The sequence below is a fragment of the Streptomyces sp. CB00316 genome, assembly GCF_001905595.1.
Lineage (GTDB): Bacteria > Actinomycetota > Actinomycetes > Streptomycetales > Streptomycetaceae > Streptomyces.
The window spans coordinates 689,882-711,625 of the sequence record NZ_LIXI01000003.1 but is presented as its reverse complement, the minus strand read 5'-3'; the positions used below and the strand labels follow the sequence as shown (position 1 = coordinate 711,625).

Sequence of the window (21,744 nt, the reverse complement as noted above, 5' to 3'; positions counted from 1 at the left end):
ACATGACCAAGCACTACTAGCTGCTGGGACGGTGGCGCGAGGAATCCATGAAGGCGATCCTTCGGCCCAGGACCTCCACGCCCGGACGCGGTGCGCGGGAGGACCGCCCGTCCGGTACGAGCCGTCAGCCCCACTACTGGCGGCTCGTACCGGTGCACGGCAGCGCTCGCAGGCCCGCGGGCGGCACTGTCGTCCAGGCATGCCCCGGTGGCCACGCTCCTGACCTCGACCGAGTCGGCGGGCCGGTGGTGAACGACCACTTCTACGTGGCGGAGCCTGAACAGCCCATGTACCTCAGCCCTTTCCCACCGTGGCTCAGGCAGGCGCCGGTGGCACGGCTGACGAAGATCCTCGCCGCGGGTGACGCGGTGCCATGGCCAGGGGCGGGGTACGCGGGTCTCCAGGTCGCGCAAGGTGCGTCCGGAGCACTGTTGGAGCGCCCGCAGCTCCGCGCCCAGTCTGCGGGCGGCCTCGTCGTCGGGTGCTGCGCCTGCCCCGGTGGCGGCTTCCTTCCGTCCTGGCCGCCGCTGCCGCCCCGGCCGCCTGTCCCTCGTCCCGGGACGGGCATGTCCCAGCAGGCCGACACCCTAGGGATCCCGACATCTCAGAAACAATCGGGACAATCTTGCGAAGGCTGACGCATGGCCTCAAGCCCTCCTCAGAGCCGGCGCCCTGTCGCGGAGGCGAAGCCCAGCCAGGTGTGCCGGTTGCCCGCCCAGCACCAGCCCACCTTCGGGGCGTTCCGCCGCTCGCTGCCGTCCCGTCCGGTCCCGTTGCTGATCCAGAGGGCCGGGGTGCGGGCGTCCAGGGCACCGTTGGCCTTGCGGAGCCGCGAACCGATCGTCATGAAGCAGTGGTTGCGCTCCAGCGCGGCAGGCTGCTGGAGCACCCAGTGGATGCCCTCGGTCAGCACCAGCGGAGTGCGCCCCTGTTCACCGAGGGCGGGCAGTGCCTCGTTGGGGCTCCAGTTGGCCATCTGGTCGCCGCGGTCGATGCCGGTGAGGAGGTAGAGGGGCGCATCCGGCAGGGCGAGGTCTTCCAGCGGCGTGAAGAGATCGACATCGGGCATGTCGGTGACGACGAAGCCCGGCTTGCTCTCTCGACGGAGCAGCGGGGCGAGCGCGGAGGCAGGGGCCCGGCCTGGGTGGACGGCGAGCAGGGTGCGCTCGCCGTCCTCGGTGACCTCGGCGGCCTGGGCGAAGGAGCGCAGCTCGGTCGCGGTCAGTCCGGCGAGCTCATGGACCCCCAGCTCGATCAGCCGCTCGGCCTGCGCGGGAAGCGCCGGCAGTTCCGGACGGACGGTGGAGGTGACGGGCGCGGTCTCGGGCACGATGCTCCCAGCGGTGACGGCGTGAAGGGGACCCTGTTTGGACAAGGCCGCCGACCGGGATATTCCCGCAGTCTCTCTACAGCTCGTCGCCGAACGCCTCGGCCAGCTCCCGCCACTGGGCCCGGGGCAGTCCGGCGCCGCCCTCGTCGGCGGTGAGCACCTGGAGCGCCACATGGTCGGCGCCCGCGTCGAGGTACTCCCGGGTCCGGGACTTCACGTGCTCGGCGTCGCCCAGTGCGAAGAGGGCGTCGAGGAGACGGACGCTGCCGCCGCCCTCGAAGTCGCTCTCCGCGAACCCCAGCCGCAGCAGGTTGTCGGTGTAGTTGGGGAGCTGGAGGTACATCTCCAGCATGTTCCGCGCGGTGGTGCGGGCGCGGTCCAGGTCGGTGTCGAGCACGACCGTCAGCTCGGGGGCGAGCAGGGCGTCTGGGCCGAGCGCCTCGCGGGCCTCGGCCGTGTGCCCGGTGGTGACGAGATAGGGGTGTGCGCCCAGCGACCGGTCGGCCGCGAGCTTCAGCATCTTCGGGCCGAGCGCCGCCAGGACCCGCTCTCCGGGCTCCACGGACAAGGTCGCCGCGTCCAGCGCGTCGAGGTAGGCCACCATCGCGCTGTACGGCTTGGCGTACTGCGGCACCATCGGACCGTGGCTGACGCCCAGGCCGAGGACGAAGCGCCCGCGCGCGGCCTCTTCGACAGCGGCGATCCGGGCGGCCACCTCCTCGGCGGTGTGGCTCCAGATGTTCAGGATGCCGGTGGCCACCGTCACCGTACGGGTGGCGACGACGACGGCTGCGGCGTCGTCGGGTGAGGGGCTGCCGCCGATCCAGAGGGTGCCGTACCCCAGCTCTTCGATCTCGGCGACCGCCTCCGCGATCGCCTTCCTGCCCGCGTCGTCCGTCCGCGCGCCGTGCAGGGCGCTGCTCCAGATGCCGACCCGTCCGAATGCCTCGTGCGTAAAGGAAGTCATGGGGTGATCAACCGTCACCCGGCCACAGTATTCCCGGCGAGCGACCCGCTCAGCCGTACGGCGCAGCGGTGCGCGGGCATGGGGAGCGGGTCGAGGACGGAGCCAGGCGGGGGGCGGCCTCGGTCTGGGGGCGCTCCGCCGATGTGCGAGGGTCACCCGTCCACGGTAGGCGCGCTTCGCCGGCTCGGGACAGGCGCACGGCTTTGCACTCGCGTGAACAGACGCGGCTGCCCCTCCCCCACCGTGCGGCGGGAGAGGGGCAGTTGATCGCGTTGGCCGGTCAGGGAGCGGTGCCCCAGCTGAGGGTGGAGCCGATGTAGACGCCGATCTTCGGGGCGTCGGCGAAGGCGGTGTTGGTGGCGCGGCTGTAGTCGTCGGCCTCCTGGAAGGACGACCAGTCGCTCTTGTTGATCCGCAACTGGATCTCTCCGGTCGCGGCGCCCGCCGCCAGGGTTCCGCTGCCGAAGCCGACTTCCAGGTAGTGGCTGGCGCCGACGGCCGGTGCGCTTGCCGCACGTACGCCGTGTTTCACATTGCCGCAGCCGAGTACCGCCCAGTCGCAGGAGGTGGCGAAGGTGCTCGCTCCGGCGTCAGGGGTGAACCAGTAGCGGGCGGTCACCGTGGACAGGTCCACGGCGGTCGTCCCGGTGTTGACCAGCTGGAGGGACATCCGTATCTGGTTGTCGGTCGGGGAGGAGTCGGTGTTGCGGTACTGGACCTTGAGGGTGCCCGTGCCGGTGCCCCCGCCAGCCTCGGTGGTGACCGGCAGGGCTGCCGACGCGGCCGATACGTTGCCCGCCGCGTCCTTGGCCCGGACCGTGTAGCTGTAGGCCGTCGACGCGCTCAGGCCGGTGTCGGTGAAGGTGGTCGAGGCGGTGGAGCCCACGACCGCGCCACCGCGGAGGATGTCGTACCCGGTGACCGCCCTGTTGTCGGTGGACGCGGTCCAGGCCAGGGTGACGCTGCTGCTGGACTTGGCCGTGGCCCGCAGCGCCGTGGGTGCGGTCGGGGGCTGGGTGTCCTGCTCGCCGCCGTTGCCGCCGTCGAGCGGCGGGTTGGCGTTGCGGAGAAGCTCCTGGAACTGGCTGGAGAACCAGTGCCCGGCGACCGGGGCGTCGGGCAGGGCGCCCGTCAGGTTGAAGCCGTTGCGGCCGTTGCCGGTGTACGTGGGGTCGCACATCCGGTCGAAGCCCTTGCCCTCGTCGTTGTCGACGGGCTTGCTGCTGCCGTCGGACTCACCCGGCGGCTTGGCCCAGACGTAGGCGTCGATCCCGGGCTCGGGGGCGGTCGTCGGGCGCTCGCCGACGCCCGCACCGCTCTGGTTGCACCAGTTGCCCGCGTGGATGCGGCGGTCGGTGCGGCTGCCGTCGACGTAGGCGTTGACACTGGTCAGCGGCCCGGGGCCGGTGGGCCGGGAAGGGCCGCCCCAGCCGTTGCGGGCGGTGTCGATCAGCATGCCGATGTCGGAGGCGAAGCCCTGGCGGACCAGCTCGGTGCGCAGGGCCTGGGCGAACGAGAGCTCGTCCACGTAGTAGTTCCAGTCGACCCAGGAGGACTGGCGCACCGTGGTCCCGTTCACGGAGTCCGTCACCTTGAAGTGGGGTTCCTTGAGGGCCGAGTAGTTGGCCGTGTTCACGATGAAGCCGTGCACGTCGGCGACGGAGGCGCCTTCGACCGTGGCGGCCTTCTTGAACTGCTCGGCCGCGGGCACGAAGTTGGAGTCCCAGCCGAGCCAGCCGTGGTGGGCCGCGTCGACGTAGTTGTAGACGTTGGGGAGGGCGCCGAGCGTGTGGAGGGCGTACCCGATGCCCTTCTCGTAGTTCCCGTTCGCCTTCATCGTGGCGCACTCGGGCGTCGACCCGGCGGTGCCGCCCGCGTTGGTGACAAGGTTGGGCAGCGAGTCGGGTTCGATGAGGGTGACGATGCGCAGGCTCGCGTAGGCGGGGTCACCGAGGATGGCGGCGATCGGGTCGATGTAGTCGCTCTTGTAGCGGCCGAGTTCGGTGGGGCCGAGCTCTCCGTTGGAGGCGAGGGCGGCGCAGTCCCGGCCGGGGAGGTTGTAGATGACGACCTGGAAGAGGTCGGCGCCCTGGCTCACGGCCGTGTCGAGGTGTGCGCGCAGGCCTCGCGCGCCGGGGGTACCGCCGATCGCGGCGATGCGGTCCATCCAGACGAAGGACGGCTCGTCCGCGATGACGCCGCCGCCCGGTTCGGCGGCGGCCCTGGCGGACCAGTCGGGGTTCACATAGGCGGTGGCGCCGACGTAGGGGTTGTCGACGCGGGCGGCGGCCGATGCCTGGCCGGGTAACGCGATCGCGAGGGACGCGCCCATGACCAGGGCGGCCAGTGCGGCGACAGCTCGTCTGCGCGGTGCGGGCGGGGTGGTGCCTCTGCTTCTCATTGCGGCTCCGTGCTCCTCTCGTACGTCCGCCACGGCCTGACGTGGCGGACGGGCTCAGGGCGTACATGGTGCTCAGGAGGTAAGGCATGCGAGGTGGTGCGGGAACGAACTGTGGGAGCGCTCCCAAGGTGACGTGACTGCCGGTACATGTCAAGCAGTCCGACTCAATCACCTCGTACTGAAGGCGCTTCGGAGGCATGGAAGCGCTCCCATCGGGCGATCGAGGCGCTGTCCACGAGGATGCACCCTCCCCTGACGGTGGACCGGGCCTGCCGGCCCACCGTCAGGCATCGCTCACTGCAGTCGGCGGATGTCACCCCGCACCCGGTAGAAGCCGCCGGCCGCCGCGTGCAGGGCGTCCACGACGTACCGCGCGCCGGGCTGCCGTATCGCGCGGGGGAACTGGACGTTCCAGGAGGTGTCGTAGCCGCCGGAGACCACGTGCACCCGGATGCGGCCGCCGGTGTCCTGGACACACTCCACGACGACAGACCCGGCGGGGGCCTGGGTCACGGTGGTGACCGCGGCCGCGGCCGTGGCGGGCTCGTAGGTCGGCAGCGCCGCGGCCAGCTTCACGTCCCGGGGCGCGGGCACCGTGCCCTGCTGGGCCTCGGAGATGGCCGCCTCGCCCGCGTCCACGCAGACCAGCGCACCATCGGTCGTCACCAGGTAGAGCCGCCCCTCGCGGTACTGCATGGACAGCGCCGACCCGCCGCCCGTACCAAGCTTCCACAGGCGCGTACCGGCCTGGTCGAAGCAGTACACGGAGGACGAGGCATCACCCGCGAAGACGAACCGCCCGCCGGGCGAGGTGGCGCACGAGTAGACCGCGCTGTCGCAGGCGTACGTGGCCTCGATCGCGCCGGTCGCCTTCGCCAGCCGCTGGACCACCCGGTGCGCCGTCCCCGCGTACACCGCGTCGTCCTCCTGCCAGCCGAACAGGACGCCGCCGCGGGTGGGCGTGTGCCACAACTCTCCGCCGCCGTCCGGGGCGTAGGCGGTGACGCCGCGGTGGTGGCCGTGGTAGACCGCCCGGTCGTCGGCGCGGACCATCCAGGCGTGCTCGCCCTGGCTGCGGCGCGCCCACTGGTGCTCGTCCTCGTGGTCGATGACGGTCAGCCGGCCGGCGCGGTCCGAGACGTTCAGCAGGCCCTCGTGGATGTCCAGCCAGAAGATGTCGACGTCCGCCGCGATGTCGTACGCCGCGAAGGGCAGCTTGGAGGAGAGGTCGTAGACCCGGCCGTCGTCACAGCCCGCGTAGATCCAGAAGTCGTCGGCGACCAGGCACTTCACGCCGTCGGGGAGGCTGAAGCGGGCGAGGACGCCGCCCTCGTGGTCCAGGGTGTAGACATCGCCAGCCTGGTTGCCGACCCAGCACCGCTCGTCGTCGACGTGGATGCCGAACGCGGAGGAGCCGGTGCGGAAGCGCCACAGCACGGGGGCCACGGCGCGCGCGGTGGAGGGGACCGATGTCACCTGGCGGCGGGTCACGGCCCGTGGCGCGCGTTGCCCGGGGACGGCCGGGGCGTAGCCCTTGCGGACCTTCTCCCCCACCTTCCTCGCGGCCGCGGCCTGCGCCTTGGCGACCGTGGGGAACGTCGATGTCTGGACCTGTCCGGCGGCACCGATCCGCCCGTAGCGCACCGTCACCACGAGGCCGTCGACGGTCACCTCGTAGAACTTGTGCGCGCCGGCGCCTTCCTGCGACAGCTCCAGATACGTCGTCGTCGGCACGGTGGTGGACGCGGCAGACATGGCAGACCCCTCCCCAGGGTGGACCCGCGGCCGTTCCGGCGGGTCTCACTGCTCACACCGTAGGAGAAGGCACTGACAACGTCCGTCGCCGCCGCTCCCGTACAAGAGCGGCGGCGACGATCATGGGGGGGTGTGCGGGCTCCTCGCCCGGCGGGCTACCAGTAGTGGCGCCTTCCGCCCACCGCGCGGCCCGTCGCGCCCAGGACCCAGAGCACCAGACCGATGGCCACGAGAATGACGCCGATGGTCCAGAGGATGGAAATGCCGGCGATCAGGCCGATCACCAGAAGAATGACACCGAGGACAATCATGGAGCCCTCCAAACAATGCCGACTACTTCGAGTATGCGCCTCATAAAGGTTTTCTGTCGGTTCACGTCGGACGGCTTCGCGTGGGCCCACAGGATGCGGGTACCAGAGAGCCCAAGCCGTACCCGAGGGAAAGCAAGGTGGTCGTGCATGTCCTCCTCCATCGTCGAGACCGTCGACATCCAGGCGCCGGTCTCCGTCACCTGGGCGCTGTGGAGCGATGTCACCCAGTGGCCGAGGTTCCTGAGCCATGTGCAGCGGGTCGACCCGCTGGACGAGCGGCGTTTCGCCTGGCAGCTGTCGCTGCCCGGGGCGGACAAGGGGTTCGTCGCGGAGCTGACCGAGGTGGTGCCCGAGAACCGCATCGCCTGGAAGACGACCGAAGGCGTCCATCACGCCGGGGCGGTGACATTCCACCGGCTCGACGACCGTTCCAGCCGGGTCGCGCTCCAGATCGAATACGACCCGCAGGGATTCGTGGAACACCTCGGGGCGCTCACCAACCTCGATTCGGCGCTCGCCAACTACGATCTCGGGGAATTCCAGAAGCTGGCCGAGCTGACAGCGTCCGGCGGAAGTCCCGAAACCCGCTGACCGCCGCCGCGCACCTCGTCACGAGGCGCCGACCCGCGTGCCGCACCCCACGCACGCTTCCAGGTGCAATCCGGCGCTCAGCGGGTACGAGACCCCCTGACCCGAGTTCATGCAGGCGCTCCCCTCCTGTCTGCACGAATCGCCCAGGCCCCACCGGTTCACCGACCGGTGGGGCCTGGGCTTGGGCGGAACCGGCTCAGGTCGTCGTCTTCCAGCGGCGGGGGCCCTTCGCCGCCGCGACCAGGGCGGGAACCGTGCCGAGCTTGACGCGCGGGCGGCCGTGCTCGCGGCCGCGGGCCGTCTCCGCCCGGTCGATGGCGGCCAGCCCCCGGGCGTCGACGACGTCCCGGCCACGGCTGCGGACGAGGCGGCGGAACGCCGTGGACGGGCGGTCCGGGGAGGGCAGGGCGCCCGCCACGGCGTCGGCCAGCAACGTTCCGACGGTCTCGGCCGCGCAGGTGCGGTTGGCGCCGATGCCGCCCGAAGGGCCGCGCTTGATCCAGCCGACGACGTACGTCCCGGCCATGCCGCTCACCCGGCCCCCCTCGTGCGGTACGGTCCCGGACGCCTCGTCGAAGGGGAGACCCGGAACGGCCACACCCCGGTAGCCGACCGCCCGCAGCAGCAGGCCCGCCGGGATGTCCCGCTCACCCGCCCCCGACGTCACGCGCACGGCCGTGACGCGGTCCTCGCCCAGCGCCTCCGTCGGGGCGGAGTGGAAGCGGAAGACGATGCGCCGGCCGGGCTCCGGCGGCCGCGACCAGTCCACCTCCCGGCGCTCCACGTCCCGCAGCAGCGCCGCCTTCCCGCCCGGCGCCACCCCCTCGATCGCGGCCCCGGTCCTGGGGTCGTGGTCGTCGACGACGAGGCCGACACCCGGCAGGTGCTTCAGGGCGAGCAGCTCGGAGGCGGTGCAGGCCGCGTCCTCGGGGCCGCGCCGCCCCAGCAGGACCACCTCACGGACCTTCGATCCCCGCAGCGCCGCGAGCGCGTGGTCGGCGATGTCGGTGGAGGCCAGCGCGTCCGGATCCGCGACGAGGATGCGCGCCACGTCGAGGGCGACGTTGCCGTTGCCGACGACGACCACGCGTTGCGCGGTCAGGCTCACCGACTCGGGGGCCGCCTCCGGGTGGGCGTTGTACCAGGACACGAACGAGGTGGCCGAGGCGCTGCCGGGCAGGTCCTCCCCCGGGATGCCGAGCCGGCGGTCGGTGGAGGCGCCGACCGCGTAGATCACCGCGTCATGGTGGGCGGCGAGCTCCTGGGCCGTGATGTCCTTGCCGACCTCGACGCCCAGGTGCATCCGGACCCGGGGGTGGGAGTGGAACCGGGCGAAGGTCTCGCCGACCTTCTTCGTCGCCGGGTGGTCGGGCGCCACGCCGTAGCGGACGAGGCCGCCCGCCACGGGCAGCCGGTCGACCAGGGTCACCTCGGCGTCGGTGTGGAGCAGCAGGTCCTCGGCGGCGTACATGCCGGCCGGTCCGGTGCCGACGACCGCCACCCGGATCGGGGCGAAGTCGGCGGGCAGGCTGCGCTCGAAGGTGGGCTCGCCCCAGACGTGGAAGTTCGGTCCGGCGGGGGCGGGTTCGGGCTCCCGGTCGGTGAAGTAGGCCGCGTTGATGGCGGCGTACTCCCTCTGCGCTCCGAAGAGGCTGTCCACCGGGAAGATCGCGTCGACCGGGCAGGCGTCGGCGCAGGCCCCGCAGTCGATGCAGGTCTCCGGGTCGACGTAGAGCATCTCCGTGCTGCCGAACTCCCGCTCCTCGGGGGTCGGATGGATGCAGTTGACGGGGCAGACGGCGACGCAGGTGGCGTCGGAGCAGCAGGTCTGGGTGATGGCGTAGGTCATCTCGTCGTCTCGGGTCGTGGTCGGGGATCGACGGCGTGGATCATCGGCTGCGGTCTCCGGCGCGGGCCGTCCGCTCCCGGCGTCGGCCCGGGGCGCCGGGCCCGGATCAGATCAGCGAGGCGCGCTGGTAGAAGAACAGCGCCGGCCTGGTCAGCAGCCGGGCCGAGTTCAGGAACTCCATCAGCCCCGAACAGCTGGAGCGCATCAGCGACTTGTGGTGCTCGTTGGCCTTCGCCTCGGCGCGGGCCCGCTGGGGGTCCAGACCGGCGTTGGCGTAGACGTCGCGGTTCACCATGCTGGTGACGATGTAGTACGAGGCGATGGCCACCACGATCGCGTTGAGCTGGCGGCGTACCGCGCCCGCGTTCCGGAGCCGTTTGCGGGTCTCGTCGCGGGCGAACTTCATGTGCCGCGACTCCTCCACGACATGGATGTTGTTGATGGTGCGGACGAAGGGCGCGACCCGCTCGTCCCGCATCCAGTCACGCTGCATCACGTCGAGGACTTCCTCGGCCACGAGTATCGCCGCGTAGGCCGCCTCGCCGAAGGCCAGGGTCTTGAAGGCGCGCCCCAGCTCCACCACGGGGCGGCGCGGCCGGTAGGCCGGTGCGCCCAGCTTCGCGGCGCCCCGGGCGAACATGATCGAGTGGCGGCACTCGTCGGCGACCTCGGTGAGCGCCCACTGGAACCGGGGGTCGGTCGGGTCCTTGGCGTACATGTCGCGGAGCACCATCTGCTGGAGGATCATCTCGAACCAGATGCCCGTGCTGGCGACGGACGCCGCTTCCTGGCGGGTGAGCGCCTTGCGCTGGGCGTCGGTCAACTCGTTCCAGTACGCGGTGCCGTAGAGCGTGGACCACTCGGGGCTGGCGCCGTGGTGGTCCGGGTCGAGCGGGGTCTCCCAGTCCACCTGGGTGGCCGGGTCGTACGACAGTTTGGCGGCCGAGTCGAGCAGTCGTCGGGCGACGTCCTGCTCGGCGAGCCGGTCCTGGTCCTCCGGCCGAACGGTGCTGCTTGACATGGTGCGGCTCCTTGACTCGAGAGATCGGCCCGGCGCCGCCCGGCCTGCCCCTCATCGCGTTCCCGCCCGATGAGATCGATGGCCGCCGAGCGCCGCCCCGCTTGTTAGACGTGACGTCTAGCAAGCTTATTAGACGCAAGGTATAGCAAGAGGGGAGTGCGGGCCTAGACCCGTGCGAGGAATCTGTACGAGCTCTCCACGACCCGGCGCGCCGCGAGGCGGAGTCTCGCAACGGCGAACTGAGTACGGCTACTCATGCTCGGCTTGTGCGTACGGCCTACCGTCGCGAGATGTCCACACACCCGACAGGACAGTCGCGCGCCTACGGCAGGAGGCGTCTCTCCTGCTGCCTGTTCTTCACGGTTCTGCCGTTCGCCTGGTTCGCCGCCGCCCCCGTACTGCCGGAGCGGATCTTCTGGTTCCCCTTCTGGCTGGGGGCCGTGATCTGGAACGGAGCAGATGGCCAGGGCGGCATAAGTCACCTGTTCAACTGACGGGAGCGACCGGACGGGGCCCCCGGAGTACGCCGACGTCCGACACCCGGCCCCGCAGCGGGAGCGGGTTGCCCGGGCTCCGGGTAGCGTCGGTAGCGGCTCAGGGAGGCGTGACGATGCAGGACCGCGGGGAGCAGACCGTTCAGCGGATCGTCGAGGCCGCCGGTGTGATCATCGACCGGGACGGCTACGCAGGCGCGACGACACCGGAGATCCAGCGCCTCGCCCAGGTCTCGCGCGGCGGCTTCTACCACCACTTCGAGTCCAAGGAACAGCTCGGCGACGCGATCCTGGCCCACCAGCACACCTACTTCCAACAGGTCGCCGAGCAGACAGCATCGGGCCCGGTTCCCACCTTCTGGCTTCAGGCCCTGATCGACATCAGCCACCATTACACCGCCGGCCTCCTGGAGGACCCCGTCCTGCGAGCCGCCGTACGCCTCAGCATCGAGCCGGGCCCCTACCAGACCGCCGAGAGCTACGCGGGCCCGCTGGGAGCCGTCACAGCCGTTCTCGAATCCGCCCGCGCGGCCGGTGAACTCCAGAACCACGTCGAACCCGTGGAGGCCTCCCGGACCATCGTGGGCTGCTACAGCGGCGTACAGATGCTCTCCCTCGCCCTGGCCGAGCGGGACGGCCTGCACCAGCAGGTCAGCGCCATGTGGGCCCTCACCATGCCCGGCCTCGCCCGCGCGGCCGTCCTCACCCGGCTGCGCCTGGGCGCGCCACGTCCCACAGGTACAGCCCGGCGGCGGTGACCCGGACCGTGGGCCGCAGCGGCTGCCGAGGTGGCCCGGCAGGGTCCGCGCCAGGTGGCGAAGCCGAGGGCCCCGGCGGGGAGGGGGTTACGCCACCGGGCCCGGCCGGGACCGCGTCACGCGGGAACAGGGGCGTCGGCGTCGGGGCTGCCGTCCGAGGCGGGTCCCGGCTCCGGTTCCCCGCCCTGCTGCTCCGGCCCCTCCTGCGGGTCACTGAGCTGTTCGCGCAGGTAGTTCCAGATCACGGCGATCAGCGCGGCCACCGGGACCGCGAGCAGGCTCCCCACGACACCGGCCAGACTGCCGCCGAGCGTCACCGCGAGCAGGACCACCGCGGCGTGCAGGCCGAGCCCGCGGCTCTGGATCATGGGCTGGAAGACGTTGCCCTCCAGCTGCTGCACGGCGACGATGATCGCCAGCACGATCAGCGCGTCCGTCAGGCCGTTGGAGACCAGCGCGATGAGGACCGCGACGAGGCCGGCGAAGACCGCGCCGACGATCGGCACGAACGCGGAGACGAACGTCAGCACCGCCAGCGGGAGCACCAGGGGGACGCCCAGGATCCACAGGCCGATGCCGATGAAGACGGCGTCGAGGAGGCCCACGAAGGCCTGGGACCGCACGAACGAACCGAGCGTGTCCCAGCAGCGCTCGGCCACGACCGGGACGTCGGTGGCGAGCCGGCCGGGCAGCTGGCGGGCGAGCCAGGGGAGGAAGCGCGGGCCGTCCTTGAGGAAGAAGAACATCAGAAAGAGCGACAGCACAGCGGTGATCAGGCCGCTGAAGACGGTACTCACCCCGGTGACCGCCGTGGTGACCACGCTGCCCACACTGTTCTCGATGCGGTCGACAGCGGCGTCGAAGGCGCCCGTGATCTGGTCGTCGCTGATGTTCAGCGGCGGTCCGGCGGCCCACTCGCGCAGCCTGCCGATGCCCTCGACGACTCCGTCGGCGAGCTGACCCGACTGGGAGGCCACCGGGATCGCGATCAGCGCCACGATGCCGGTTCCGACCAGGACGAACAGCACGGTCACCAGCGCCGCGGCCGGTGCGGGACGCCACCCGCGGCGGCGCAGGAAGCGGGCGAACGGCCAGGTCAGGGTGGTGAGAAGCAGACCCACTATGAGGGGCCACACCACCGGCCACGTCCGGCCCAGAAGCCACAGGACGACGGCGGCCATCAACAGGACCAGCAGCAGTTCGACCGAGACGCGTGCCGATCTGCGGAGCGCGGCCGCGGTCTTTTCGGAGCTCAACGTGGCAGACATGGGAGCCACCCTACGAGTGCTCCGGCCTCTCCCCCGCATCGGCGTCCGACCGGGGTGCCGGGCCCCCGTGGCGCCGGCCCGGAACAGGTCCGAGGGGCAGCACCGTGCGGTGCTGCCCCTCGGACCCCCGGGCCGGCCTCAGCTCTGCGGGCGCTTGCCGTGGTTGGCGCCGTTCTTGCGGCGGGCCTTCTTCTTACGACGTCGCTTCGAGGACATCGAACCCTCCTCTTCCTCTGCTCGGTTGGGCACACATGGTCCGCCGGACCATCGGGTCCTGCGGTGAGGAAGACCACTCCTCGCCCCTACCGTCACAAACTCGGGCCGCGGCCGCAAACCGCCGCCCCGCCGTTCGAGGTCACTTGAAAAGACTCTCGCCGAAGTCCTCTGCGCAGCGGTCCTCTTCGGCCTGGCTGTTCGCGCTCCCCACGCAGTCCTCGAAGTCCTGGAACGACCCGGAGTTCACGACGGATATGCCGATGACGAGGACGACGGCCGAGCCGACCAGGCCCAGTGCGCCGAGGACGGCACCGGCGATCGCCATGCCCTTGCGCGGGGCCCTCCCCTGGCGGGCCCGGAGCGCCCCGAGGACGCCGAACACCAGCGCGAGCAGGCCGAGAAGGAGCCCGCCGACGACCGTCCAGAAGAAGAGGCAGGCGAGCAGGCCCAGGACAAGAGCGGTGACCGCGAAACCGTTGCTCCTGGCGGGTTCCGGAGCGCCGTACTGCGCGCCGTACTGCGCCTGGTCCGCGTTCGGCTGCTGAGGGTAACTGGGCATGGACATCGGATACGAACTCCTTACCAAAAGTTGTCCTGTCCATATGCCCCAGAAGACCCTCCGTATGCAAATCCGATCTATCCCCGCCGGTCCCGGGTCAGCCCTTCGAACACCGCCGGAACTCCGCCGTCAGGTGGTGCTGGAGCGGCTGTCCGACCGCCGCGAGGTCGTGGACGAAGGTGAGGGTCTCATCGCCGGCCAGGGTGTAGCGGCGGCGGGTGGCTTCGACCTGCTTGGCGGTGGGGGCGAGCGCCACTTCGTGGGAGGCGAGGTCGACGGTGCCGTCGCCGGCCCGGCCGACCGCGATCTCCGCGATGCCGGTGGGCTGGGTGATCAGCGCTTCCACCCGCCCTTCCGGCTGGAGCCGCCACCAGCCGCTCTCCCGGGCCGAGGGCCGCAGGGGCCGCCCGTCCGCGTCGACCAGCCAGGCACGCGACGCGTAGTGGAGGAAGGGGCGTCCGTCATGGCTGAAGGTGATCTCCTGCGCGTAGGCGAACTCCTCGTCGAGCGTCGGGTATCCGCCCCGCCCGCTCCCCGTCCAGGTGCCCAGCAGCCCGAGCACCGGTGCGAGGAGTGCGTGCGGTGCCGGTCCTTCGTCCGCCCGGAAGGCATCGGGGTACGGGTGCTGCGGGGCGGTTTGGGACATGGGCGTACTCCTGGGTCGCTGCCGGTTCTCGTGCCGGTGGCAGCCTAGGGGCATCGCTCTGCGTGGCGTGCGTGGCGCCGGTGCGGCTCAAGCCGGATCGGCCGCCATGCTCTCCTTCAGGCTCCTGGGCCGCAGGTCGGTCCAGTTCTGCTCCACGTAGTCGAGGCAGGCCTGGCGGGTGCCCTCGGGGTGCGCCACGGTCCAGCCGCCGGGCACCTCCGCGAAGGAGGGCCACAGGGAGTGCTGCCCCTCGTCGTTGACGAGCACCAGGTAGGTGCCGTTCTCGTCCTCGAACGGGTTGGTCACCGATCCTCCTTGAACTCAGGCCTTGAGCAAAGGGTAAGGCTACCTTTACTTCAACGACTGCGACCCTACCCACCATCCCCTCGGGCGACCCACCGAATCCGGCAACTCCCCTGCGCATCAGGGAGATTGCCGTCACAGCCCAAGGTCGCTCAGGCGCGCCTCGTACCGGATGGCGCGGTCTTCCTCGTCGTCGACCGGGTCGTCCCAGAGGGCCACCAGCTCGGCGCGGACCGCGTCGGGCAGGGCCTCGTACCGCTCGTTCCAGCTGTCGGCTTCCGGGATCCAGTAGCCGACGACCTTGAACCGGGTGGCGGGCAGCCCCAGCTCCTTGCGCAGGTAACGACGTACGGTGCGCAGCGCGTTGGTCTCGCCGGCGACCCAGACGTAGCCGCCGGCCATGTCCGTGCCGGGCGGGATCGCTGCGCTCACCAGCTCAGCCAGTCGGCTGGCCCCGCGGCCGTTGCCGCCGTAGGTCCAGGTGACCTTGGCGCCGGGCAGCGGCTGGACGGCCTCGGGGCCGGGGAGTTCGACGACCACGCGGGTGGCGACCCCGTCGGGGGTGTTCTCCAGCAGGCGGGCCACGGCGGGCAGCCCGGTCTGGTCGGCGAGCAGCACCTGCCAGGAGAGGTCGTCCGGGGGGCTGTAGAGGCCGGTCGGGTCGTTCACACCGAGAACGTCCCCGGGCTGCGCGCCGGCCACCCAGGTCGAGGCCACACCGTGGTCGTGCAGCACGAAGTCGACGTCGATCTCCCGGCTCTCCGGGCGGACCGCCCGCACGGTGTACGTACGCATCGGGGCGACGGGCCGGCCCTCGGGCGTCTCCCAGCCCTTCTCCGTGGTGATGGGCAGGGAGAGGTCCGAGCGGTCGGGGCCGTGCGGGAAGAAGAGGCGTACGTATTCGTCGCCGACCCCGGTGGACTCGAAGCCGGTCAGACCTTCACCGTGCAGCGTGACGCGGGTCATCGTCGCGGTGAGCGGCTGGACTCGGGCGACGACGGCTCGGTGGATCGTCATGGGCGTGCCCCCTTCGTACGCGGCGGTCGGCAGCCCCGGGCGTTCGCCTTGAGGCCGGTCCGAAGACTTAGGTCAGCCTAACCTTCCATGGCGGGTTGTTCGATACCGCCCGGGGTTCCCCCGCCGCACGGCAGGTGTCAGCAGATCCGCGGCAGTTGCTCACCGAGGGGCATGTCCACCACCCGGGTTCCGCCGAGGCCGGTGGCGGCCACGACCATGCCGGGGTGGTCCTCGACGCAGGTCCCGATCCGCACCGACTCCTTGCCGAGCGGATGGGCGCGCATCGCCTCCAGGACGGCGTCGGCGTGGTCGGGCGGTACGAAGGCGACGAGTTTGCCCTCGTTGGCGACGTACAGGGGGTCGAGGCCGAGGAAGGAGCAGGCGTTGGCGACGGTGTCGGGAACGGGGAGGGAGCGCTCGTCGAGGGTGATGCCGATGCCGGCGGCCCCGGCGATCTCGTTGAGCGAGGTGGCCAGGCCGCCCCGGGTGGGGTCGCGCAGCACGTGGAGGTCCTGGCAGACGGCGAGCATGTCGGCCACCATGCCGGCCAGGGAGGCGGTGTCGCTCTGGATCTCGACGCCGAACTCCAGCCCTTCGCGCACGCTCATGATGGCGACGCCGTGGACCCCGATCTGACCGCTGACCAGGACCGCGTCCCCGGGGGCGGCACGCCCGGGGCGGATGTCGACGCCGTCGGGGACCAGCCCGATCCCGGCGGTGTTGATGAAGATCCCGTCGCCGTGTCCGGCGTCGACGACCTTGGTGTCACCGGTCGCCACGGTCACTCCGGCGGTGCGCGCGGCGTCGCCGAGCGCCTGGGCGACCCGGCCGACGACGGAGAGTTCGATGCCCTCCTCCAGGATGAAGCCGCAGGAGAGGTAGGCGGGGACGGCCCCGACCATGGCGAGGTCGTTGACCGTCCCGTTGACGGCGAGGTCGCCGATGGACCCGCCGGGGAAGAACAGCGGCCGGACGACGAAGGAGTCGGTGGAGAAGGCGAGCCTGGCGCCGCCCATCGTCAGGTGCGCGGAGTCGCCCAGTTCGGCGAGGACGTCGCTGCCGAAGGCCGGGGCGAAGAGGTGCTCCACCAGCTCGGCGGAGAGCGTCCCGCCGCCGCCGTGGCCCATGACGATGCGTTCGTGGTCGCGCAGGGGCGCGGGGCAGGTCCAGCCGGAGAAGTCGGCGGGGGCCGAGGAGGAGGCAGAGGCGGGAGCCGTGTCAGCCAACGGAACTCGCCTCCTTGGCCGGGACTTCCTTCTTGGCCGGGGCGTTCTTCGTCGGAGCCTCCAGACGCCGGTACAGGTAGTACGCCGCGCACGCGCCCTCACTGGAGACCATCGTGGCGCCCAGCGGGTTGCGCGGGGTGCACTCCTTGCCGAACGCGGCGCACTCGTGCGGCTTGAGGAGCCCCTGGAGGACCTCACCGCTGCGGCAGACCGTGGACTCCTCGGTCTCGATGCCGGTGACGGAGAACCGGTGCTCGGCGTCGTACTCCCGGTACTTGGGCGACAGCCGCCAGCCGCTCAGCGGGATCATCCCGATGCCGCGCCAGGAGCGGTCGGTGACCTCGAAGACGTCGGCCAGCATCGCCTGGGCGGCGGGGCTGCCCTGTTCGTTGACAGCACGCGGGTAGGCGTTCTCGACGGTGTGCTCGCCCGCCTCCAGCTGCCGGACGGCCCGCCGGATGCCTTCGAGGATGTCCAGCGGCTCGAAGCCGGTCACCACGATGGGGACCTTGTGCTGAGCGGCGAGGTCCGGGTACTCCTTGGTGCCCATGACCGTGCAGACGTGTCCGGCGGCGAGGAACGCCTGCACCTGGCAGTCCGGCGAGTTCATGATCGCGTCGATCGCCGGGGGCACGCGTACGTGGGAGACCAGCAGGCTGAAGTTGGGGATGGAGAGCTTCCTCGCCTGGTAGACCGTCATCGCGTTGGGCGGGGCGGTGGTCTCGAAGCCGATGCCGAAGAAGACGACCTGCTTCTCGGGGTTCTCCTGGGCGATGCGCAGGGCGTCCAGCGGGGAGTAGACCACGCGCACGTCCGCGCCCTCGCTCTTGACCTGGAACAGGTCGCGGCCGCTGCCAGGGACGCGGAGCATGTCGCCGAACGAGCAGAAGATCACGTCGGGGCGTGAGGCGATCTCCAGGGCCTTGTCGATGATCTCGAGCGGGGTGACGCAGACCGGGCAGCCGGGGCCGTGGATCAGCCGGATCCCGTCGGGGAGCAGCTGGTCGATGCCGTGGCGGATGATCGAGTGCGTCTGTCCGCCGCAGACCTCCATGAGGGACCAGGGCCGGGTGGTGAGGGCCCGGATGTCGTCGAAGAGCCGCTTCGCGAGGACCGGGTCGCTGAACTCGTCGAGATACTTCATGACCGTGCCTCCTTCTCGTTTCCGTGGGCGGGGAGTCCGGTTCCTGCCGGGCGTTCGGCGCCCGCGTCCCTGGCCGCCTTGCCCCAGTGGTCGCCGAACTCCTCCTCCAGGACGCCCAGGTTCTCGAAGAGTTCCAGGGTCTGGCGCGCCGACTCCTCGTCGAGCCGTTGCAGGGCGAATCCGACGTGGACGATGGCGTAGTCCCCCACCTGCATGTCGGGGACGTACTCCAGGCAGACCTCCTTGACGACGCCGCCGAAGTCGACCTTGGCCATCCGCGTGGCGTCGCGTTCCTCGATCTCCAGCACTCGGCCGGGTACGGCCAGACACATGGCGCTCTCCTCCCTCACTCCTTCGTCCGGGCGGCGACCATCAGCTGTCCGAGCGCGAGCCCGCCGTCGTTGGGGGGCACCTTGCGGTGTCTCAGTACGGTGAAGCCGTCCTCCTCCAGGCCGACCGAACAGCCCTCCGTCAGCAGGGCGTTGCAGAACACGCCTCCGGTCAGGGCCACGGTGGCGATGCCCGTACGCCGCCGGGCCGCCGCGCACACGTCACGGACGAGCCCGGTCACCGCCCGGTGGAAGCGGCGGGCCACGGCCGGGGCCGGTGCACCGGCCAGGACGTCCGCCGCGGCGGCCGCCAGGACCGATGACGGGTCGGCGATCAGGGGCAGTCCCGGCCCGCCCGGCTCTGCTCCCAGGATGAACCCGTACGCGCGCTCGCGCCCGTCGTCGCCGACGTCGTCCGGAGCGCCCAGCGCCGCGTTCTCCAGGCGCATGGCGGCCTCGGCCTCGTACTCCACCCGGTGGCAGACCCCCGCGAGCGAGGAGACCGCGTCGAAGAGGCGGCCCATGCTGGAGGTGGGGACGCAGTTCAGTCCGCGCTCCAACTGCCGCTCCAGGAGCCGCCGTTCGCCGGGCGGGGCGATGGCGGCGCACGGCAGCCCGTCCGACCACGGCACCCCGGCGGCGCGCAGGTGGGAGAGCGCCATCCGGTACGGGTTGCGGACGGCGGCGTCACCGCCGGGCAGGGGTACGTAACGGAGGTGGGCGAACCGCTGGAAGCCGTCGTAGTCCGCGATGAGCACCTCGCCGCCCCAGACCGCCCCGTCGTCGCCGTACCCGGTGCCGTCGAAGGCGATGCCGATGACGGGCGCGGTGCCGTCGAGCCCGTGCTCGGCCATGGTGGAGGCGACGTGGGCGTGGTGGTGCTGGACCTGGCGGAGGGGCAGGCCGCGCGCCTCGGCGGTGCGGCGGGCCCACTGGGTGGAGCGGTAGCCGGGGTGGCGGTCGGCGATCAGCAGGCGCGGGGTGACGGTGGTCAGGCCGGTGAGGTGGGCGGTGGCCTTCTCGAAGGCGGTGAGGGTGGAGAGGTCGTCCATGTCGCCGACGTGGGCGGAGAGCCAGGCGTAGCGGTCGTCGGCGGCGCAGAAGGTGTTCTTCAGGTCGCCGCCGACCGCGAGGGCCGGCTGGACGGGCAGCGGCAGGGCGAGCGGCATCGGGGCGTAGCCGCGCGAGCGGCGGACCGGGAGTTCGGCCCCAGCACAGATCCGGACCACCGAGTCGTCGCAGGGCACGTGGATCGGCCGGTCGTGCTGGAGCCAGGCGTCGGCAAGCCCGTCGAGCCGGGCGAGCGCCTCGGCGTCACCGGTGACGATCGGCTCGCCGGATCGGTTCCCGCTGGTCATGACGAGGACCGGCGGCCCGGGCGGATCGCCGGGCAGGCCGAGGAGGAGGCGGTGCAGCGGCGCGTACGGGAGCATCACACCGAGGTCGGGGCTGCCGGGCGCGACACCGGGCGCCACCTCGATGGACGGCGCGTCGTGGCGGCGCAGCAGGACGACCGGCTTACGGGGGCCGGTGAGGAGGTCGCGTTCGGCCGCGTCGACCCTGGCGAGGCGGTGGACGGTCTCCAGGGAGTCCGCGAGGACGGCGAAGGGTTTGCCGCCCCGGTTCTTGCGCTTGCGCAGGGTGCGTACGGCGGTGGGGTCGCCCGCGTCGCAGGCCAGGTGGTAGCCGCCGATCCCCTTCACCGCGACCACCGCGCCCGCCGCCAGCATCCGGCGGGCCTCCGCGAGCGCCTCGCCGCCGTGCAGCGCTGCCCGGTCGTCCTGGCCCCGGCGCAGGGCGAGGCGGGGACCGCAGGCCGGGCAGGCGATCGGCTGGGCGTGGAAGCGGCGGTCGGCGGGGTCGGCGTACTCGCGGGCGCAGTCGGGGCACATCGGGAACCCGGCCATGGTCGTGCGGGGCCGGTCGTAGGGCAGGCCGGTGACGACGGTGAAGCGGGGGCCGCAGTGGGTGCACGTGATGAACGGGTGGCGGTGACGCCGGTCGGCCGGGTCCGCAAGTTCGGCGAGACAGGCGTCGCAGGTCGCGGTGTCCGGCGGGATCAGGGTGCGGCCGGTGCCGGAGGAGGCGGAGGGGCGGATGGTGAAGCCTGAACCGTCGTTGAGGACGGGAACGGGGCGCGGCTCGACCGACTCGACGACGGCGAGCGGGGGTGCGCGGGTGCCGATCGCCTCGGTGAAGGCGTCGACCGCCGCCACCGGACCCTCGACCTCCGTGCGTACGCCGTCGGCGTCGTTGGTGACCCAGCCGGTGAGGCCGTGCTCCTCGGCCAGCGTGTAGACGAACGGCCGGAAGCCGACGCCCTGGACCGCGCCGCGCACGGTGAGGTGGCGGCGGACCCGGTCCTGCGGGGTCGCCGGGGTCATCGCGGGGTTCCGGCGGGTGAGGGGGAGAGGCCGGCCGAAGGAGTGTCCTGGTGGTGGTGCAGGTGCTTCTCGTGGTGCCGCGCGAGCACCGGCGTATGGAGTTCGCGGCCGTCCGCCGCCCGCAGGACATGGGCGAGCAGCGCGTCGACGCCCTCGCCGGTCCTGGCGGAGGTCTCGATGACGGGCACGCCCGGGTTGACCTGCTGCACGCCGCGCAGGAAGTCCTGCCGCCGGAACTCCACCGCCTCGGCGAGGTCGGTCTTGGTCACCACCACCAGGTGTGCGAGCCCGAAGGCCGCCGGGTACTTCACCGGCTTGTCCTCGCCCTCGGTCACCGACGCGAGCGCGATCCGCAGGGTCTCGCCGAGGTCGTAGGAGGCGGGGCAGACGAGATTGCCGACGTTCTCGACGAACAGCAGCCGGGTCCCCTCCGGCAGCCAGCCCTCCAGCCTGGCCCCGAGCATGCCCGCCTCCAGGTGGCAGAGCCCGTCGGTGAGGATCTGCTGGACGGGGGCTCCCGAGCGGGCGAGGCGCGTCGCGTCGTTCTCGGTGGCGAGGTCGGCGGTGACGGCGGCGGCCGGGGTGCCCCCGGCGACGGCACGGGTCAGCAGTACCTCCAGGAGAGCGGTCTTGCCGCTGCCGGGGCTGGACATGAGGTTGACGGCCGTGGTGCCGCGACCGTCCAGGGTGCGGCGCAGCTCCGACGCGTTGGTGTCGTTCTTCGCCAGCACGGCCTGATGCAGGTCAACGGTGCGGCACATGGCTCGCCTCCGGTACGTCTTCCCCGTGCCGGTCCCCGTCGTCCGGGGGGACGTCGTCAAGGACGACTCGGGCGATCTCCAGTTCGCGCCCGCCGGTCAGGCTCATCGCCTGCTCGCAGGCGCCGCACCACAGATCCGGGGGCATCCCGGTCGCGGTGTCCCGGCCGCAGTCCTCGCAGCGGGCCCTTCCCTCAACAGTCTCGATCAGCAGCCGGGCGTCCGCCAGCACAGTGCCCTCGGCCGCCACGCCGAAGGAGAAGTCCAGCGCCTCGGGCACCACACCGGACAGCTCCCCGACCCGCAGGGTCAGCGACCGCACCCGGGCGGCCCCCGCGCCCTGCTCGCGGACGGCGCTCCCGACCTGGTCGACGACGGCCATCGCGATGGACAGCTCATGCACGGCGCTCACCCCCT

General features: G+C 71.7%; 22 protein-coding genes. 3 read left to right on the top strand and 19 right to left on the bottom strand.

All coding sequences use genetic code 11. From position 1 onward, the window contains the following. Window positions 1-658 precede the first annotated feature (658 nt). The 5 genes from AMK21_RS11300 to AMK21_RS35375 form a co-directional block, all read right to left on the bottom strand. A complete protein-coding gene (locus AMK21_RS11300) occupies window positions 659-1,330 on the bottom strand; it encodes a DUF5701 family protein (RefSeq protein WP_073876723.1) in 672 nt (223 codons plus the stop codon). A gap of 76 nt (window positions 1,331-1,406) precedes the next feature. Next, window positions 1,407-2,297: an LLM class F420-dependent oxidoreductase gene (locus tag AMK21_RS11295; RefSeq protein WP_073876720.1), complete on the bottom strand. Its 891-nt coding sequence runs from the start codon at window positions 2,295-2,297 to the stop codon at window positions 1,407-1,409. Window positions 2,298-2,577: 280 nt separating this feature from the next. After that, the gene (locus AMK21_RS11290; RefSeq protein ID WP_073876719.1) at window positions 2,578-4,698 is read right to left on the bottom strand and encodes a glycoside hydrolase family 6 protein; all 2,121 of its coding nucleotides are present in this window, start codon (window positions 4,696-4,698) and stop codon (window positions 2,578-2,580) included. Window positions 4,699-4,992: 294 nt separating this feature from the next. Beyond that, window positions 4,993-6,453: a WGR domain-containing protein gene (locus tag AMK21_RS11285; RefSeq protein ID WP_073876718.1), complete on the bottom strand. Its 1,461-nt coding sequence runs from the start codon at window positions 6,451-6,453 to the stop codon at window positions 4,993-4,995. A gap of 155 nt (window positions 6,454-6,608) precedes the next feature. Next, window positions 6,609-6,764, bottom strand: coding sequence for a DUF6131 family protein (locus AMK21_RS35375; RefSeq protein ID WP_199863159.1), 156 nt, complete (start codon window positions 6,762-6,764; stop codon window positions 6,609-6,611). 147 nt (window positions 6,765-6,911) lie between these two features. On the opposite strand from AMK21_RS35375, the gene AMK21_RS11280 reads away from it, so the two are divergent. Then, on the top strand, window positions 6,912-7,355 hold the full coding sequence (locus AMK21_RS11280; protein WP_073876717.1) for an SRPBCC family protein: 444 nt from the start codon (window positions 6,912-6,914) through the stop codon (window positions 7,353-7,355). Between the two features lie 196 nt (window positions 7,356-7,551). Here the strand turns inward: AMK21_RS11280 and AMK21_RS11275 are convergent, their stop codons facing one another. Further along, the gene (locus tag AMK21_RS11275; RefSeq protein WP_073876716.1) at window positions 7,552-9,204 is read right to left on the bottom strand and encodes an FAD-dependent oxidoreductase; all 1,653 of its coding nucleotides are present in this window, start codon (window positions 9,202-9,204) and stop codon (window positions 7,552-7,554) included. Between the two features lie 106 nt (window positions 9,205-9,310). After that, window positions 9,311-10,225, bottom strand: coding sequence for an AurF N-oxygenase family protein (locus AMK21_RS11270; RefSeq protein WP_073876715.1), 915 nt, complete (start codon window positions 10,223-10,225; stop codon window positions 9,311-9,313). A 290-nt stretch (window positions 10,226-10,515) separates the two neighbouring features. Between AMK21_RS11270 and AMK21_RS11265 the strand changes: the two genes are divergently transcribed. Beyond that, window positions 10,516-10,719 carry a hypothetical protein gene (locus tag AMK21_RS11265; protein ID WP_143194858.1) on the top strand — a complete coding sequence of 68 codons (204 nt, stop codon included), beginning with the start codon at window positions 10,516-10,518 and terminating at the stop codon, window positions 10,717-10,719. 116 nt (window positions 10,720-10,835) lie between these two features. Further along, window positions 10,836-11,477, top strand: a complete 642-nt coding sequence (locus AMK21_RS11260; RefSeq protein WP_073876712.1) for a ScbR family autoregulator-binding transcription factor — start codon at window positions 10,836-10,838, stop codon at window positions 11,475-11,477. A 116-nt stretch (window positions 11,478-11,593) separates the two neighbouring features. Here AMK21_RS11260 and AMK21_RS11255 read toward each other — a convergent pair whose 3' ends face one another. From AMK21_RS11255 to AMK21_RS11205, 12 genes are all read right to left on the bottom strand, one after another. Beyond that, complete coding sequence (locus AMK21_RS11255) at window positions 11,594-12,745, bottom strand: AI-2E family transporter (RefSeq protein ID WP_073876710.1); 1,152 nt, start codon at window positions 12,743-12,745, stop codon at window positions 11,594-11,596. 138 nt (window positions 12,746-12,883) lie between these two features. Next, window positions 12,884-12,961 (bottom strand): 50S ribosomal protein bL37, encoded by a 78-nt coding sequence (locus AMK21_RS37070; protein ID WP_370454205.1) that lies wholly within the window; start codon window positions 12,959-12,961, stop codon window positions 12,884-12,886. 139 nt (window positions 12,962-13,100) lie between these two features. Beyond that, window positions 13,101-13,526, bottom strand: coding sequence for a DUF4190 domain-containing protein (locus tag AMK21_RS11250; RefSeq protein ID WP_073876708.1), 426 nt, complete (start codon window positions 13,524-13,526; stop codon window positions 13,101-13,103). Between the two features lie 91 nt (window positions 13,527-13,617). Next, window positions 13,618-14,166, bottom strand: coding sequence for an FABP family protein (locus tag AMK21_RS11245; RefSeq protein WP_073876706.1), 549 nt, complete (start codon window positions 14,164-14,166; stop codon window positions 13,618-13,620). 87 nt (window positions 14,167-14,253) lie between these two features. Then, on the bottom strand, window positions 14,254-14,472 hold the full coding sequence (locus AMK21_RS11240) for an MbtH family protein (RefSeq protein WP_073876704.1): 219 nt from the start codon (window positions 14,470-14,472) through the stop codon (window positions 14,254-14,256). A gap of 132 nt (window positions 14,473-14,604) precedes the next feature. Next, a complete protein-coding gene (locus AMK21_RS11235; RefSeq protein WP_073876701.1) occupies window positions 14,605-15,486 on the bottom strand; it encodes a siderophore-interacting protein in 882 nt (293 codons plus the stop codon). A 137-nt stretch (window positions 15,487-15,623) separates the two neighbouring features. After that, complete coding sequence (gene hypE / locus AMK21_RS11230) at window positions 15,624-16,613, bottom strand: hydrogenase expression/formation protein HypE (protein ID WP_234421901.1); 990 nt, start codon at window positions 16,611-16,613, stop codon at window positions 15,624-15,626. 91 nt (window positions 16,614-16,704) lie between these two features. Further along, window positions 16,705-17,856: a hydrogenase formation protein HypD gene (gene hypD, locus AMK21_RS11225; protein WP_073876697.1), complete on the bottom strand. Its 1,152-nt coding sequence runs from the start codon at window positions 17,854-17,856 to the stop codon at window positions 16,705-16,707. Continuing rightward, the gene (locus AMK21_RS11220; protein ID WP_073876695.1) at window positions 17,853-18,188 is read right to left on the bottom strand and encodes a HypC/HybG/HupF family hydrogenase formation chaperone; all 336 of its coding nucleotides are present in this window, start codon (window positions 18,186-18,188) and stop codon (window positions 17,853-17,855) included. Before AMK21_RS11220 ends, hypD begins: the two co-directional genes overlap by 4 nt. Before the next feature lie 14 nt (window positions 18,189-18,202). Beyond that, window positions 18,203-20,569, bottom strand: coding sequence for a carbamoyltransferase HypF (hypF, locus tag AMK21_RS11215; RefSeq protein WP_073876693.1), 2,367 nt, complete (start codon window positions 20,567-20,569; stop codon window positions 18,203-18,205). Beyond that, the gene (gene hypB / locus AMK21_RS11210; RefSeq protein WP_073876691.1) at window positions 20,566-21,330 is read right to left on the bottom strand and encodes a hydrogenase nickel incorporation protein HypB; all 765 of its coding nucleotides are present in this window, start codon (window positions 21,328-21,330) and stop codon (window positions 20,566-20,568) included. The genes hypF and hypB overlap by 4 nt, the downstream gene beginning before the upstream one ends. Continuing rightward, window positions 21,314-21,730, bottom strand: a complete 417-nt coding sequence (locus tag AMK21_RS11205) for a hydrogenase maturation nickel metallochaperone HypA (protein WP_073876830.1) — start codon at window positions 21,728-21,730, stop codon at window positions 21,314-21,316. The genes hypB and AMK21_RS11205 overlap by 17 nt, the downstream gene beginning before the upstream one ends. Window positions 21,731-21,744 lie beyond the last annotated feature (14 nt).

Bases quoted from the DNA above. Each gene is read 5' to 3' on its own strand.
- AMK21_RS11295 (WP_073876720.1), bottom strand. From the start codon at position 2,297: ATGACTTCCTTTACGCACGAGGCATTCGGACGGGTCGGCATCTGGAGC.
- AMK21_RS11290 (WP_073876719.1), bottom strand. From the start codon at position 4,698: ATGAGAAGCAGAGGCACCACCCCGCCCGCACCGCGCAGACGAGCTGTC.
- AMK21_RS11285 (WP_073876718.1), bottom strand. From the start codon at position 6,453: ATGTCTGCCGCGTCCACCACCGTGCCGACGACGACGTATCTGGAGCTG.
- AMK21_RS35375 (WP_199863159.1), bottom strand. From the start codon at position 6,764: ATGATTGTCCTCGGTGTCATTCTTCTGGTGATCGGCCTGATCGCCGGC.
- AMK21_RS11280 (WP_073876717.1), top strand. From the start codon at position 6,912: ATGTCCTCCTCCATCGTCGAGACCGTCGACATCCAGGCGCCGGTCTCC.
- AMK21_RS11275 (WP_073876716.1), bottom strand. From the start codon at position 9,204: ATGACCTACGCCATCACCCAGACCTGCTGCTCCGACGCCACCTGCGTC.
- AMK21_RS11270 (WP_073876715.1), bottom strand. From the start codon at position 10,225: ATGTCAAGCAGCACCGTTCGGCCGGAGGACCAGGACCGGCTCGCCGAG.
- AMK21_RS11265 (WP_143194858.1), top strand. From the start codon at position 10,516: ATGTCCACACACCCGACAGGACAGTCGCGCGCCTACGGCAGGAGGCGT.
- AMK21_RS11260 (WP_073876712.1), top strand. From the start codon at position 10,836: ATGCAGGACCGCGGGGAGCAGACCGTTCAGCGGATCGTCGAGGCCGCC.
- AMK21_RS11255 (WP_073876710.1), bottom strand. From the start codon at position 12,745: ATGTCTGCCACGTTGAGCTCCGAAAAGACCGCGGCCGCGCTCCGCAGA.
- AMK21_RS37070 (WP_370454205.1), bottom strand. From the start codon at position 12,961: ATGTCCTCGAAGCGACGTCGTAAGAAGAAGGCCCGCCGCAAGAACGGC.
- AMK21_RS11250 (WP_073876708.1), bottom strand. From the start codon at position 13,526: ATGTCCATGCCCAGTTACCCTCAGCAGCCGAACGCGGACCAGGCGCAG.
- AMK21_RS11245 (WP_073876706.1), bottom strand. From the start codon at position 14,166: ATGTCCCAAACCGCCCCGCAGCACCCGTACCCCGATGCCTTCCGGGCG.
- AMK21_RS11235 (WP_073876701.1), bottom strand. From the start codon at position 15,486: ATGACGATCCACCGAGCCGTCGTCGCCCGAGTCCAGCCGCTCACCGCG.
- hypE (WP_234421901.1), bottom strand. From the start codon at position 16,613: ATGGGCCACGGCGGCGGCGGGACGCTCTCCGCCGAGCTGGTGGAGCAC.
- hypD (WP_073876697.1), bottom strand. From the start codon at position 17,856: ATGAAGTATCTCGACGAGTTCAGCGACCCGGTCCTCGCGAAGCGGCTC.
- AMK21_RS11220 (WP_073876695.1), bottom strand. From the start codon at position 18,188: ATGTGTCTGGCCGTACCCGGCCGAGTGCTGGAGATCGAGGAACGCGAC.
- hypF (WP_073876693.1), bottom strand. From the start codon at position 20,569: ATGACCCCGGCGACCCCGCAGGACCGGGTCCGCCGCCACCTCACCGTG.
- hypB (WP_073876691.1), bottom strand. From the start codon at position 21,330: ATGTGCCGCACCGTTGACCTGCATCAGGCCGTGCTGGCGAAGAACGAC.